This window comes from Elusimicrobia bacterium HGW-Elusimicrobia-1 (genome assembly GCA_002841695.1).
In the GTDB taxonomy this organism is placed as follows: domain Bacteria; phylum Elusimicrobiota; class Endomicrobiia; order PHAN01; family PHAN01; genus PHAN01.
Window position 1 is genome coordinate 11,685 of the sequence record PHAN01000008.1, and the last position, 14,648, is coordinate 26,332.

General features: G+C 53.3%; 14 protein-coding genes and 1 riboswitch. Of the genes, 10 read left to right on the forward strand and 4 right to left on the reverse strand.

Annotated features, from left to right (window positions below):
- Positions 1-10 precede the first annotated feature (10 nt).
- The 6 genes from CVU77_05660 to arsB all read left to right on the forward strand — a co-directional run bounded on the left by CVU77_05660 (position 11) and on the right by arsB (position 4,322).
- Positions 11-1,231: a hypothetical protein gene (locus CVU77_05660; GenBank protein ID PKN01286.1), complete on the forward strand. Its 1,221-nt coding sequence runs from the start codon at positions 11-13 to the stop codon at positions 1,229-1,231.
- A gap of 12 nt (positions 1,232-1,243) precedes the next feature.
- Entirely contained in the window at positions 1,244-1,477 is a 234-nt protein-coding gene (locus CVU77_05665) for a thioredoxin family protein (protein PKN01287.1), read from the forward strand.
- A 60-nt stretch (positions 1,478-1,537) separates the two neighbouring features.
- The gene (locus CVU77_05670) at positions 1,538-1,879 is read left to right on the forward strand and encodes a transcriptional regulator (GenBank protein PKN01288.1); all 342 of its coding nucleotides are present in this window, start codon (positions 1,538-1,540) and stop codon (positions 1,877-1,879) included.
- 6 nt (positions 1,880-1,885) lie between these two features.
- A complete protein-coding gene (locus tag CVU77_05675) occupies positions 1,886-2,455 on the forward strand; it encodes a hypothetical protein (protein PKN01289.1) in 570 nt (189 codons plus the stop codon).
- A 214-nt stretch (positions 2,456-2,669) separates the two neighbouring features.
- Entirely contained in the window at positions 2,670-3,116 is a 447-nt protein-coding gene (locus tag CVU77_05680; protein ID PKN01290.1) for an arsenate reductase ArsC, read from the forward strand.
- Positions 3,117-3,149: 33 nt separating this feature from the next.
- The gene (gene arsB, locus CVU77_05685) at positions 3,150-4,322 is read left to right on the forward strand and encodes an arsenical-resistance protein (GenBank protein PKN01291.1); all 1,173 of its coding nucleotides are present in this window, start codon (positions 3,150-3,152) and stop codon (positions 4,320-4,322) included.
- A 36-nt stretch (positions 4,323-4,358) separates the two neighbouring features.
- Here arsB and CVU77_05690 read toward each other — a convergent pair whose 3' ends face one another.
- The 4 genes from CVU77_05690 to CVU77_05705 form a co-directional block, all read right to left on the reverse strand.
- Entirely contained in the window at positions 4,359-5,492 is a 1,134-nt protein-coding gene (locus CVU77_05690) for a hypothetical protein (protein ID PKN01292.1), read from the reverse strand.
- Positions 5,461-6,147 carry an ABC transporter permease gene (locus CVU77_05695; protein ID PKN01293.1) on the reverse strand — a complete coding sequence of 229 codons (687 nt, stop codon included), beginning with the start codon at positions 6,145-6,147 and terminating at the stop codon, positions 5,461-5,463. The genes CVU77_05690 and CVU77_05695 overlap by 32 nt, the downstream gene beginning before the upstream one ends.
- Positions 6,147-7,145, reverse strand: coding sequence for a hypothetical protein (locus tag CVU77_05700; protein PKN01294.1), 999 nt, complete (start codon positions 7,143-7,145; stop codon positions 6,147-6,149). Before CVU77_05700 ends, CVU77_05695 begins: the two co-directional genes overlap by 1 nt.
- A 71-nt stretch (positions 7,146-7,216) precedes the next feature.
- On the reverse strand, positions 7,217-8,065 hold the full coding sequence (locus tag CVU77_05705; protein PKN01337.1) for a tungsten ABC transporter substrate-binding protein: 849 nt from the start codon (positions 8,063-8,065) through the stop codon (positions 7,217-7,219).
- A riboswitch (molybdenum cofactor riboswitch) is annotated at positions 8,054-8,212 on the reverse strand. Its footprint overlaps the gene before it by 12 nt.
- A 60-nt stretch (positions 8,213-8,272) precedes the next feature.
- On the opposite strand from CVU77_05705, the gene modA reads away from it, so the two are divergent.
- The 4 genes from modA to CVU77_05725 are packed head-to-tail and all read left to right on the forward strand — an operon-like array spanning position 8,273 to position 14,576.
- Entirely contained in the window at positions 8,273-9,172 is a 900-nt protein-coding gene (modA, locus tag CVU77_05710) for a molybdate ABC transporter substrate-binding protein (protein ID PKN01295.1), read from the forward strand.
- 3 nt (positions 9,173-9,175) lie between these two features.
- Positions 9,176-9,964: an ABC transporter permease gene (locus CVU77_05715; protein PKN01296.1), complete on the forward strand. Its 789-nt coding sequence runs from the start codon at positions 9,176-9,178 to the stop codon at positions 9,962-9,964.
- 3 nt (positions 9,965-9,967) lie between these two features.
- Entirely contained in the window at positions 9,968-11,062 is a 1,095-nt protein-coding gene (locus CVU77_05720) for an ABC transporter (GenBank protein ID PKN01297.1), read from the forward strand.
- Between the two features lie 43 nt (positions 11,063-11,105).
- The gene (locus CVU77_05725; GenBank protein PKN01298.1) at positions 11,106-14,576 is read left to right on the forward strand and encodes a DNA polymerase III subunit alpha; all 3,471 of its coding nucleotides are present in this window, start codon (positions 11,106-11,108) and stop codon (positions 14,574-14,576) included.
- Positions 14,577-14,648: the final 72 nt, after the last annotated feature.

The window sequence follows — 14,648 nt, forward strand, 5'->3', positions numbered from 1 at the left end:
GAGGATAGGATTGAAAGAATCTCATAAATTTTTCGTTATGCTCGCGGCGTTCGCAGCGGCCTACTTTCTGCCTGTTGAACAAACAGGCCTCGACGGCTCGAGCGCCGAAGCCCTTTTTATGCTCCGCGAATACGCAAGAGCGCACGTTATCCTTTGCCTTGTCCCCGCGTTTTTCATAGCGAGCGCGATAGCCAATTTTGTCAGCCAAAACGCAGTCATCAAATACTTCGGCGAAAAGACAAATAAGTTTCTGGCTTATTCCGTGGCATCCGTTTCCGGAACGATTCTTGCGGTATGTTCCTGCACGGTTCTTCCTATCTTCGCGGGAATTCATAAACGCGGAGCGGGCATAGGCCCCGCCTCTACATTCTTGTATTCCGGCCCGGCGATAAATGTCCTTGCCATAATACTTACCGCCAGAGTTCTTGGCGCTCGTATGGGCGCGGCGCGCGCCGCCGGCTCCATTATATTTTCCGTTCTTATCGGCATGGCGATGCAGTTTATCTTCGGCAAAACCGATGCGGCGAACGCGCGGGACGCCGCCAAAATTAAAGCGCCTCCCGCCTGCTGCGACGCGACTGTAAAACCGGCCCGGTCATCGACGGACAATGCCGATAGCGATACAGTCAGACCGTTGTGGAAAAACTCCGTTTTTTTTGCCCTGCTGGCGGGCATATTGGTATTTGCCAACTGGGGACGCGCCGAATCACCCGCGATTTGGCTTTTAATCTATAATCTGAAATGGTTTATAACCGCCGTGACGGCGATTTGCCTCGCGGTCATTCTCATCAAATGGTTTTCCGTCGACGAACTTAAAGAATGGACTGCTTCGTCGTGGGGTTTTGCCAAGCGGATATTTCCGCTGCTTTTTGCCGGTGTGCTCGTAGCCGGTTTTTTACTCGGCCGACCGGGTCATACCGCGCTCATTCCCGAGTCGTGGATACAAAATCTCGTCGGAGGAAACGGTTTCGGCGCGAATATCTTTGCTTCCGTCGCCGGCGCTCTTATGTATTTCGCCACGCTTACCGAGGTGCCGATTTTGCAAGGCCTCATCGGCGCCGGTATGGGCAAGGGTCCCGCGCTCGCCTTGCTTCTGGCGGGCCCCGCTTTGAGTTTGCCGAATATGCTGGTTTTGCGGGGAATACTCGGAATAAAAAAAACGCTTGTCTACGCCTTGCTCGTGGTGTCGGCCGCTACATTTGCGGGCTCGTTCTACGGAAAATTTTTTTAGCGGAGATAACTTATGAAAATAGAAATACTCGGAACAGGGTGCGCTAAGTGTAGATTGCTTTTTGAATCGGCTCAGAAGGCCGTGCAAGAGTCGGGATTAACGGCCGATGTCGCCAAAGTCGACTGTATCCGTGATATAATAGATTACGGCGTTATGGTCACGCCCGCGCTCGTTATCGACGGAGAAGTCAAGACCTCGGGCAGAATCCCGTCCGTCGACGAAATAAAAAACTGGATTAAGAAATAAAATCTGACGGAACCTGGCATTCGCCGAACGCTTTAGAATTCTTGCGCGGGAATATAAATCATGAAAAACTTGCTTAAAATATTCAAAGCGCTGGGCGACCCCGCCCGCCTTAAAATAATCAAGATTCTGGAGACGCGCAGTATGTGCGTCTGCGAGATTACGGCGGCGCTTGATTCGCCGCAGCCAAATGTGTCCCATCACCTGAGAATTCTCAAAGAAGCCGGTTTGATAGTGGACGTCAAAAACGGCAAGTGGGTGGAATACGAACTTGCGGACTACGCGCCATCGCCGGAATTGCGGCGGATTATAGATTCCGCGTCCAAAATGCTAAAAAACGACAAAGCCGTCGCGGCCGCGATCAAAAAATCGCGGTGCGCTGACAGAAAAAAACTTTGCCGGTAAAAATATATGACTTGGACTGCTCAGAAAACGCTGCTTAAAAACGTCGCCATAATTTCCGTTTTGCCGTGCGTGGCGGAGTCGGACAAATTAAGATATATCGCCGAGTTCGACGCCGATATATCCGATGCAATGCCGTACCTCAACACGGTAATAGAAAACGCGGTTTACAATCACGCGGGGAAGAACATAACCCTGACCAAAGACGGTATGATGATCGGTATTCACGGACGCCGCATAGCCGCCGGCAAAGTCAAAGACATCGCCGCGGCGGCCGAACTCAACGCCTGGCTGACCGATACGGTCAACGACGTCTGGAGCCGTCGGAATGAAATAACGCCGAACTATGAGCGGCGCAGGAAGCCGGCGGCCGTGGACTTGTATAAACTTCTGCCTCGGACGAATTGCGGCCGGTGCGGCGAGAAGACCTGCATCGCGTTTGCGCTGAAACTTTCGGAGGAGCAGAAAAACGTCGTCGCCTGCGCGGAGCTGTTTTCGGGGACGTTCGACGATAAAAAGAGAGAATTATTGCGTATTCTGAAAACATGCGGATATCCGATGCCCGCCGTATTTACTTAAATTGAGACAATTGAAAAAGTATCCAAAATGTCACCCTGAACGAAGTGAAGGGTCTATCTTGTCGTCGAAAGACGAGATTCTTCGCGGAGTTTATCCTGAGCGAAAAACCGAAATTCTTCCCACCCGATATATCGGGTGTCAGAATGACACCGCGAAGGACTCGGAATGACAAATACGGGGTTTTTCAACGGTCTCAAATTAAAGGATAATTTTCATGGGAAAGAAAAAAGTTTTGTTTATATGCGTTCATAACTCCGCCCGCTCTCAGATGGCCGAAACGTTTTTGAACGCTTTGGGCGGCGAAATATTCGAAGCAAAAAGCGCAGGTCTTGAACCCGGCAAACTTAATCCGGTGGTCGTGGAGGCGATGATGGAAATCGGCTTGGATATTTCCGGCAATAAAGCTAAAAAGGCCGCCGATATCGCGGTGTCAGGCGAGTCGTTTGATTTTGTAATAACCGTCTGCGACAATGGGGCCGCTGCGACCTGTCCGTTTTTTCCGGGAGGAGGCGAGCGGTTACACTGGGGGTTCGACGATCCTTCTTCTTTTACGGGTACGTATGACGAAAAACTCGCAAAAACGCGCGTTGTGCGCGACCAAATAAAAAATAAAATGGCGGATTTCTCATCGGGAAAAACAGGGGGAAAAGAAAATGTCTGATTGTTGCGGCGGCAATACCGTAGGGAGAGTTTTATGAGCAATTCTTGCGCGGAAAGAAACATGAATATTTTCGAGCGATACCTCACGCTCTGGGTGGCTTTATGCATAGCCGGCGGCATACTTCTTGGACGGTTTGCGCCCGGCGCGGCCAAATATCTCGACGGCCTGGCGATTTATGCCGGCGAAGCCCCCGTCGTTTCCATACCGATAGCGGTCTGTCTTTTCTTTATGATGTATCCTATAATGGTCAAGATAGATTTCGCCAAAGTCGTAGCGGCCGGAAAATCTCCCAAGCCCGCGGGCTTGACGCTTTTCGTCAACTGGGCGATAAAACCGTTCACGATGTATGCCATCTCTCTTCTTTTTCTGGGCGTTCTTTTCAAAAATTTCATAGGCGCCGACGCCGTGGATTACGTCAAAATGCCGCTGGGTCTTGATTTGTCCGTCGGAGCGACCCACGGCGCGGGCATGGTCGTGCTGCGCGAAGGCATCAAAATGCTGGAAATCCCTTTGTGGCGAAGCTACCTGGCCGGTTGCATCCTTCTGGGCGCGGCTCCTTGCACCGCGATGGTGCTTGTGTGGGGATACATGGCAAAAGGCAACGACGGGCACACTCTGGTTATGGTCGCCATCAATTCTCTTTCTATGCTGGCGCTCTACGGCATACTCGGCGGGTTTCTGCTCGGAGCGGGACGTCTGCCGATTCCGTGGGAAGCGCTGGCTTTATCCATAGCTATTTACGTGGCGCTCCCTCTTGCAGCCGGGTATCTTTCCAGAAAACTCATAATTAAAACAAAAGGCGAGGGCTGGTTTAATAATAATTTCTTGCACCATCTTACGCCGGTATCCATCGTCGCGCTTCTTGTTACACTTGTACTTTTATTTTCTTTCAAGGGAGACGTCATAACGTCGAGGCCGCTTACAATATTGTGGATCGCGGCGCCGCTTTTCATTCAGACGAATCTTATTTTCGCGCTGACTTACGCGGCGGCGAAATTTATGAAACTGCGTTACGAAGACGCCGCGCCGTCGGCCCTTATCGGGGCATCCAACCATTTTGAGGTGGCCATAGCCACGGCTGTAATGCTTTTCGGATTATCGTCGGGCGCGGCGTTGGCCACGGTGGTGGGGGTGCTTATCGAAGTTCCCGTGATGCTTATGCTTGTGGGATTTTCAAAAAGAACGGCGGGTTGGTTTAAACAATAAAAGTCAATAAAAACACGGACTATCGTCGGGAAATACTCACCCGCGCAGAATATGCGCGGCGGTGGCCTTGAATGTCAGGTAAACTTTTGAGCCGGTTTTAAGTTTGAGCGATTCCACGGATTGTTTGGTTACCACGGTTTCAAAATTAACGCCCCCGACGGCGGCTTTCACGGAATAGACGGAACCCATCGGCTCGATTTTGCCGACAACCGCCTCAAAAGAGTTTCTGGCGCTTGAATCTATCGGCGCAAGCGACACGAATATGTCCTCGGCGCGGAGCACTAAATAAATCTTCCGCGTCGAACCTCCGACGGCGGCGGAATCCGAATCACAAAAGTTTCCCGGACCAGTTTCAATTTGCAATTCTCCGACCGAAAAAATATTTCTTCCGCCTTCGCTCGATAAAAACCCCTCAAAAACATTTTCCGCGAACGAGTATTCGGCGGCTTCCAAATTCCCGGGACGGCTGAAAAATGCGTCCGCATCCGCTCCCGCGTCGATACTGCCCTTGTTCATAAAAAAAATTGTTCCGCTTATTTTTCTGGCCTGCGCCATATTATGTGTCGTTACAATTACGGTTTTTCCTTTCAGGGCTATGTTTTGCATCATTCGTTCCGCCGCGGCCGCGCCTACGGGATCCAGATTGGCCGTCGGCTCGTCGAAGATATAACAGTCGGGGTCAAGTATGGCGGCCCTGGCCATAGACAGCCGCTGTTTCTCTCCGCCGGAAAGCGCTCCGGCGGGCAGTGTTGCCTTGCCTTCGAGACCGGCCATCGACAGAGCGGCGTCAATCCCGTCGCGCGACGGCTTTACGCCTCTGACCCTGAGGCCGTAAACCAGATTTTCTTCGACCGACGCTTTGAAAAATACGGGATTCTGAAAAGCGAATCCCATACGCCTTCGGACGGCAAGTTTCCGCGCGCGGCTCATCTTTGAAAGCGGTTTGTCGTCGTAAAAGATGTCGCCGCCGTCGATTTTTTCAAGCAGCGCCACGGCTTTAAGCAGCGATGTCTTACCGGCTCCGTTGGGCCCCATAAGAACGTTCATCGCGCCGCTTTCAAAGACCGCGGACGCTCCGTCGAGTATCTTTTTTGAAGAGGCGTGTTTTGTCGCGCCCTCGATTTTTATTTTCATCGGTTCACTTTCCCTGAGCCAGTTGCAGCAGGGCATTCGCGGACATAGCCACGAGTATGAGAATAAACCCGAGCGCCAGCCCCGTCTCAAAATTGCCTTTCATCGTCTCAAGGGCTATGGCCGTAGTCAGAACTCTTGTCTCGCCCCTGATGTTTCCGCCGAGCATCATCGTCATTCCCGTTTCTCCGATGACGCGGGCGAAACCCATTATGACCGCGCTCGCAAAAGCGAAACGCCCCTCTTTTACGACCGCAAGAGCCGTCTGTAAACGGTCCGCGCCCATTGCGCGGGCAAGTTCGGAAGTTTCCCGCGCAATGTTTTTAAGCGCCGAGACGGTAAGCGTAAGTATTATAGGAAATGCCAGAACCGCCTGGGCGGCGGCCATAGCGTAAGGCGTGTAAAGCATCCCCAGAAATCCCATCGGCCCCCGACGACTTATGAGCCCGTAAACGAACAGACCCACGGCCACGGCCGGCACCGCCAGCCACGCGTTGAGCGCGCCGACGAGAAATCTTCTTCCGCGAAAGTCGCGCAGCGCAACCGCCACGCCGGCGGGGATGGCCGCGATGGCGGCGATAGCCGTCGCCGAGGCCGAAACGACCACCGACAAAAGCGCGATCTCGACTATTTCCCTTTGAGGGGGAAACAGCATCGAGACCGCGCGGCTGAGGCCTTCAAAAATATACTCCATTAAAACTTAACCTGGAACTGCCACGTCAACAGATCGTTCGCTACCGACGGAGTTTCGGCTGCCACCTCGTAATTTATACGGAAAGAAAAGAAATCATCGTATTGAATAAGAGCGCCAATGGTAGTCCTTGATATTTCGTCGTCGGCAACAGCGGAGTTTGCGTCGTAATGGTCTTGCCGAGCCAGCAGAAGAGCGTAGGGGTAAGTCCACTTTGAAACCGGGAAAACATAATAACCCGCGGTGAAATAATAGCCGCTTTTGTCGGTCGCGCCGTCGCTGCCCGATATCTGCTCTGCTTTTACCAGAACCGGAGGCCCCGCCTTGCGATTTTCATACGCGACTTCCACTCCGCGACGGTTTTTTGTAACTTTGGCGGCGCCTGTTTTTCCGTCGTAGAGCGAACCGCCGATGCTAAGACCTTCAGCGGGCGACACTATCAGCCGGGCAATGCCCGCGCCGTAGTTGTTCTGCGCGGAAGCATTTGGTCCCGCGCCGTTATAACCGCCTATGGCCACAAACGGCTTGAGCGGAGTATTTTTGAAATTTTTGGACAACTCCGCGCCGATTTCTCTGGTCGGATAAACTAAATCCGTAACTACGTAGGACTTATTTATCAACTCCAAATCGGCGTCGGCCGTGACCTGTTCTTTCGAGAAATTATATTTGAACTGTCCCATTTTGACATCAAACCAGTCGAAGTAGTTTATGCGGAAGAACGAGTCGAGCAATTTCAGCGTTCCCGCGGTGGAATCCATAGAAAAAGCGTAGGACACGTCGTCGGAAACCGAGGCCTTTATCTCTATGCGGGCGTTCGGCACGGAAAATGTGGGCGTGCTCGTGTCGCTCAGCGCCCAGTCCGCGCGCACGCGGGCGAATCCGCCGATTTTTACTTTGGGATAAACCGTCGCCGTGCCCTCGGCTGCCGGCGCAACGGCCGCGCACACCGCCATTATGCAACCCGCCGCGAATATCGCGGCGCTTCTCGTAAATATTTTCATACTGCCTCCTGAATTATGTTGTCGATTCTTTTCGTCGATACCGCCAAAAAACACGGCACATTTCGATTATATTATTTTTTCGCGTCGGGGAAAAACAACGGCCCGCCGTATTTTTCCACCCCGTAATTCTTTATAATATTCTGCCCTTCCTTGCCCGTGATAAAAGAAATGAACCGCTCCGCGAGCGCGCGGTTTACGTGCGGATATTTCTTGTCGGAAACGGCTATTACCGAGTAAGGATTGAGCAGCAAAGCAGACCCCTCGGATATTACGGAAAGGTTGACAAGCTCCTTCTTGTGCGCCAGCCATGTGGCTCTGTCGGTAAGAGTGTAAGCGGGTTTTTCCTCGGCGATTCTCAGAGTAACCTCCATACCGCTTCCGCTTTCCATATATACCTCGGCAGGAGGTTCGACGGCGGCGGCTTTCCATAGCGCGCGCTCTTTTTTGTGAGTGCCCGAGTCGTCGCCACGGGAAACGAACGCCGCGTTTTTCTGCGCGAAGGCGCGCAACGCTTCCGCGACATCAAGTCCCTCGGCTCCGGCGGGATCGTCCGACGGACCGACTATAATGAAATCGTTGTACATTACGTCGTAACGTTTCGGGCCGAAGCCGTCGGCCACGAACTTTTCCTCGGACGCGCGGTCGTGCACCAGCAATACATCGGCGTTGCCGTCGCGGGCAAGGCGTATCGCCTGACCGCTTCCGACGGCAATGACCTTGACTTTGCATCCGTATTTCTTCTCGAAAGGGGGGATAAGCGCGTCGAAAAGACCCGAATCCATCGTCGATGTGGTCGACGCCAGCGTCAACTTTTTTGACTCCCCCGCCTTGGCCGCGGAATTGATCGCGGATGCCGAAAACAAAAAAAATCCAACTGCCCATAAAGCGGACAATCGGCGCAACGAATAACGACTCTTCATAACTTCTCCTTTCCTCAATGGGAAGCATCGTCCGTTTCCGGGCGCGCTCTGTCGGTCCGGTTTCCATATTCGACGGACGTTCGATTTATTCGGCGAACGTCTTACATAATCGAGTTTAGGAAAAAGGACTCGGAGTGTGCGCGTGTATTATACAAAAAAGTGTCAAATTTATGTAGAATATGCGAAAATCATTTTTGGGAGGATGACATGAAGATTATCCGCACAGGACTTAAAACATTTGCGCTTTCGGCCTCAATGTTTTTTATGACAACCGTTTCGTCGACGGCCGATATGACGGCCGCTGCGGAGAAAACGAAGGAATTATTTTTCTTTTGCGGCTCGGCCGTCAAAGTGCCGATGGACGAAATAATATCCGCGTACGAAAAATCCTCGGGCGTCAAAATAAACGTCATATACGGCGGCTCCGGCACGCTGCTTTCGCAGATGGAACTCTCCCGCCGCGGCGACGTCTATCTGTGCGGCTCGCCCGACTACATTGAAATAGGCGAGCGCAAAAAACTGCTCGTCCCGGACACCGACAAAAAAATCGCTTATCTGGTTCCCGCCATAATAGTGCCGAAAGGCAACCCGAAAAATATCCGGACTCTCGACGATCTCGCGCGCAAAGGCGTGCGGGTCGGCATTGGAAATCCCGAGACGGTTTGTCTGGGACTTTACAGCGTGGAACTTCTGCAATACAACAAACTGCTTGAAAAAGTTCTTCCGAACGTTGTCGTCTACGCCAAGTCGTGCGAAGACACCGCCACTCTGGCCGTGCTCGGAAAAGTCGACGCCATAATCGGCTGGGACGTCTTTGAATCGTGGAATCCGACGGAAGTCGAGTGGGTAAAGCTCGACGGTAAACGCATACCTCGGCTGGCCTACGCGCCCGTGGCGCTGACGGTCTTCGCGCGCGACCGCGCGGCATCCTCGCATTTTATCGACTATCTTTTTTCCGGCGACGCCGCGGAAATATGGCGCAAGTGGGGATATATATCCGACGAGGCCGAGGCGCGCAAACACGCGCCGGCGGCGGCCATCGGCGGAGAATACAAGATTCCCGAAAATTACTACAAAACACTTAAAAAAATCAGGGGCATCAGATAATAGATGAAGAAAAACGTTTTACCGGCGATAGGTTATCTCGCGCTTGGCGCGGCGGCGGCGTTTTTCGCGGTCGCACTGGCCGGACTCTTCTGGAAAATGGCCGAAACCGCCCCGCAAAGGTCTTTCTCTGCGGAGCGCGCGTGGTTCGCCGTGCGGCTGTCCCTGTCGAGCGCGACAATATCGACCGCCCTCGCGATGGCCTTCGCGCTTCCGGCCGGCTATGTTCTGTCCCGACGGAATTTCGCCGGCAAGAGCGTGCTGGAAGCGGCTCTTCTTCTGCCCATGGTGATTTCGCCGGTGGCGCTGGGCGCGCTGCTTTTGATTTTCTTCGATACGCCGACCGGACGTTTCATCGAAAAGGTGACCGGTCCCGTGGTTTTTGAGACGCGCGGCATAGTCGCCGCCCAGTTCGTCGTCATAGCCGGACTTGCCGTTACCCTGGCTAAAACCGTTTTCGACTACGTCGGCCGCGACTACGAAGACACCGCCAGAGCTCTCGGCTGCGGGGAAACCGAAACATTTTTCAGAGTCACGCTTCCCATCGCTTCCCGCGGACTCGCCGCATCGGCGATTCTGGTGTGGGCGCGGGCGCTCGGAGAGTTCGGCGCTTCCGTCACACTTGCCGGAGCCACCACTTACAAAACCGAAACGCTGCCCGTGGCTATTTATCTTGCTCTGGCCTCCGCCGACGTGTATCACACCGGAGTGCTTATCATTCTTTCTTTCGCCATGGCTCTGGCGGTTCTTTTTATTTTGAAAAAAGCGGCGTCGTCGCAAGGCGGACATTATTGATATATGCTTGAACTTAAAAATATAAATTACCGGACGGGCGGCTTCGCCCTCGACGACATTTCGCTTGCCGCGTCCCGAAAGGAATATTTCGTTCTGCTCGGACCGACGGGCAGCGGAAAAACCCTGATACTTAAAACTATCGCGGGATTGATTCCGCCAATGTCGGGGAATATTATTTTCGACGGAAACGACATAACGCGCGTGCCTCCCGAGGATCGCGGCTTCGGATACGTCGCGCAGGATTACCGGCTGTTTCCGCATCTGGGCGTTTCGGACAACATTCTCTTTTCGCCCGAAGCAAGAAATCTTTCCGCCGCCAGCCGCAAAAAACTTCTCGACGGCCTGACCGCCTCGCTGGAGATATCCGACCTGCTCGAAAGGAGTGTCCGCAACCTTTCGGGCGGCGAGCGCCAGCGCGTGGCTCTGGCGCGGACTCTGGCATCCAAGCCGCGACTCGTTCTGCTCGACGAACCGTTTTCCGCCATCGACGAGGGCCTCAAAAAACTTCTGTGGTTTGAAATAAAAAACATACTGGCGACCGCTGCGGCGCCGGTGGTGCACGTAACCCACGACATCGAAGAAGCGGTCACTCTGGCCGACAAAATCGCCGTAATCATCGACGGCAAAATATGCCAGAGCGGAACGCCCGACGATATACTGCTGCGTCCCGCGTCCGAAAGAATAGCCCGCTATCTGGGGATAACGAACATCTACCCGGGCCGCGTAATATCTTCGGGCGACGGCCTTTGCGCGGTGGACTGCTCCGGATTACAAATTGCGGCCCCCGCGCCCGATATCGCGCCGGCCGACGGCTCGGCCGTTTCCGTCTGCGTCCGCCCGCAAAGCGTAAAAATCATCCGGGACGGCGAAAGCGTCCGCGACGAACTCAGAGAAAATCTTTTCGACGGCGAAGTCGTTAAAACTTATTTTTTCTCGGATACGGCCGGTGTATTTATCCGCTGCGGACGTCTTGTATTTGAGGCGAGATTCCCGCACGCGGTTTATCACAGAAACAAGCTCTCCATCGGGAAAAACGTCCGTATCGCGTTGTGGCGGCCGGATGTGATGATATATAAACCCGATTTTTTGCTAAAATAACCCCGCCTTAAACGTTAAAACGCATTTATCGCCGCCCCAACCAATGCAACAGCAGTCGTTCGTCCATCTACATAATCACACCGAATATTCGCTTCTCGACGGGGCGTGCAAAATCTTCGACGGCAAGAAGCCCGGCGAACTTTTTAAAGTCATAGCCGACCGTTACAAGATGCGATCCCTGGCCATCACCGACCACGGCAATATGTTCGGGGCCATAGAGTTCTATCTTGCCGCCCTTGAATCCGGCATAAAACCCATAATCGGCTGCGAGGTCTACGTCTCAAAAACTTCCCGCCTCGAAAGAGACCCGCGCTCGCGCAACCATCACCTTACGCTTCTGGCCAGAACCAACGAGGGCTACCGCAACCTCATGAAGCTCGTAACCATAGGTTACGTAGAGGGCTTCTACCGGAAACCCCGCATCGACTTTGAAGCGCTGTCGCGCCACTCCGAGGGCCTCGTATGCCTCTCCGGATGTCTGCAGGGGGAAATTCCCCAGGCGTTTCTCAGCGGTAAAGACGATGAAGCCGAGGCGCTCGCTAAAAAATATCTGGAACTTTTCGGCAAGGAAAGATATTACCTTGAAGTGATGGACAACGGGATGAAAGAGCAGCGCGACGTGGCCAAAAAACTCGTCGAACTCTCAAAAAAAACCGGCGCGGGCCTCGCAGCCACAAACGACTGCCACTATCTTCACAAGGCCGACGCCGAAATCCACGACATACTCCTTTGCGTCGACACAGGCACCACTCTCGACGACCCGAAACGTCTGAAGTTTTCTACGGACGAATTCTATTACCGGCCGCCCGAGGAAATGATAAGAATCTTCGCCGACCTGCCCGAAGCCATATCGAACACCGTAAAAATTTCGGATATGTGCGCCGTGGAACTCAACCGCGGACAATTTCTCCTGCCCGCCTACAACGACATCCCCGAAGGTCTCACGCCGTCGACGTATCTCGAACAACTCTGCCTCGAAGGCCTCAAAAAACGCTACCCCAAACCGACCGAAGAACATCACGCCCGTCTGAAAAAAGAACTCGGCGTCATAGAAAAAATGAACTTCGCGGAATATTTTCTCATCGTGCGCGATTTCGTGGAATACGCGCGCGCCAACGGCGTGCCCGTGGGCTACGGCCGGGGTTCCGGAGCCGGCTCCATCGTGGCTTACGTTCTTAATATAACCAATATCTGCCCTCTCAAATACGGCCTGCTCTTCGAGCGTTTTCTTAATCCCGACCGCCGGACGATGCCCGACCTTGATATCGACTTTGCCGACATAGGCCGCGACAAAGTCATCGACTATGTCCGCAAAAAGTACGGCGCCGACAGAGTGGCGCAGATAATAACTTACTCGGCGATGCAATCGCGCTCGGCCATAAAAGACGTGGCGCGGGTGATGGGTTTTGCGGCCACCGACGCAAACAAACTCGCCTCTCTGGTGCCGCAACAGCCCGGCACAAGCATTCAGGAATCGCTGCGGACAGTGGCCGATCTCAAAAAAATATATTCTTCCGACGATAAAGTCCGCAAGTGCCTCGACGCCGCCATGAAAATAGAGGGGCTCAAAAGACACACGGGCGTCCACGCCGCCGGAATAGTCATCGCCAAGGACGACATCACCAACTACGTTCCTATGGCCGTCTCAAAACGCGACAACGCCACCGTCACTCAGTACGACGGCGACTCGCTGCTGGAACTGGGACTTCTTAAAGTCGACATTTTGGGCATCAAGACCCTCAGCGTGGTGGACGAATGCAGAAAATCAGTGGCCGGGATCCGCGGCAAAAAAATCGCCGAGGTGCCTCACGACGACGTTAAAACTTACAAACTGTTCGCCGAGGCCAAAACGATGGGCGTTTTCCAGCTTGAATCTTCGGGGATGAGAGGCCTCTTAAGAAACCTTAAGCCCACGGACATAGAGGATATAATCGCCCTTATATCTCTATACAGACCCGGACCTATGGGCGCCGGAATGCTCGACGACTTCGTGGCCAGAAAACACAAAAGGGTCAAGATAGTATATGAGCATCCGCTGCTTGAACCGATATTAAAAGACACCTACGGCGTCATACTTTATCAGGAACACGTTATGAAGATTGCGCAGGCGCTGGCGGGTTTTACCGCCGGGCAGGCGGATCTTCTGCGCCGCGCGATGGGCAAAAAAAAGCCGGAGGAAATCGCCAAACTCGAAGGCGACTTCACGGGCGGATGCAAGAAAAACGGCATAGACGTTAAAACGGCCAAGAAGATTTTCGATCAGATACAGCACTTCGGCGGATACGGGTTCAACAAATCGCACGCCGCCGCCTACGCGATGCTCGCTTACGAAACGGCGTATCTTAAAGCGAATTTTACCATAGAGTTTCTCACCGCCCTTGTCAATTCCGAAATAGGCCGCTCGACCAAAAAAGAAGAGGACAACAAAGTGGTGGCCTATCTTAAAGAAGCGGAAAATTACGGCATAAAAATTCTCCCGCCGTCGATAAACAAATCCGCCGGAATGTTTACCGTCGAAGACAACGCCATAAGATACGGACTGCTGGCCGTCAAAAACGTCGGCGAAGCGGCCGCCGCTCACATACGGAAAGTCAGAGACGAATCCGGCGAGTTCAAAAATACTTACGATTTTATGCTCAGGGCGTCGTCGAGGGAAGTCAACCGCAAGGCCGTGGAGTCGCTGATAAAGGCCGGGGCGTTCGATTTCGTCGCCGAGACGGCCGGCTATGCCCGCGCGGAGTTTCTGGCCAAGTTCGAGAAGATGGGGGAGTTCGCGGCAAGATTCAATTCGAGCGGCGGCTCGTCGGGAATGCTCTTCGGCGTCGACGAGACGGAACCGGATTTTACCGCGGAATTCCGCCCGTTCACCGAACACGAATGCCTCAAACAGGAAAAAGAAGTCCTCGGGTCTTATCTGTCGGGGCATCCGCTGGCCAAAATGGAAGACGAGCTTAACAAATATTCGACCCACAGAATAGCCGAACTGCTCGGCGACAATCCGCCGCAGGGTTTCATCAAAGTGGCCGGCCTGATCGAAAGCGTCAGAAAATGTGTCACCAAATCCAAGGAGACATTTGCCAGATTCAAGATTGAGGATACCGCCGACGACATAGACGTGGTCATATTCCCCAGAAGTTATCAGGGGAACGCCGCCAAACTACTGGAAAGCGGCGCCACCGTAGTGGTCAAAGGCCGTCTCAACAACCGAGAACCGCGCGAACTCATAGCCGAAGAAGTCACCGACCTCGAAGAAGTCCGGCGGCTCGCGCCCGTGCATTATGAAAAAATGACCATAAAACTTATGGCGGCGGGGGTAGAAGACGATTTTCTGGCGGCTTTAAGAAAAACATTGCTTTCCCATCCGGGGGATACCAAGGTGTGTCTGGAAGCGACCGGAGCGGGGGGAGAGAAATTTCTCATTGAAACCCAGATGGCTGTAAAGGTGGACACCCGTCTTTTTGAAGCGGTCAAGAAGATGATGGGCGCCGAGAACGTTATTTTGACAAAAGCTTAAAAAATATGTAGAATTGACATCCCAAGGCCTTCCGGATTCATCCGTCGGAAATACGGCCGCCCCGGACGCTGT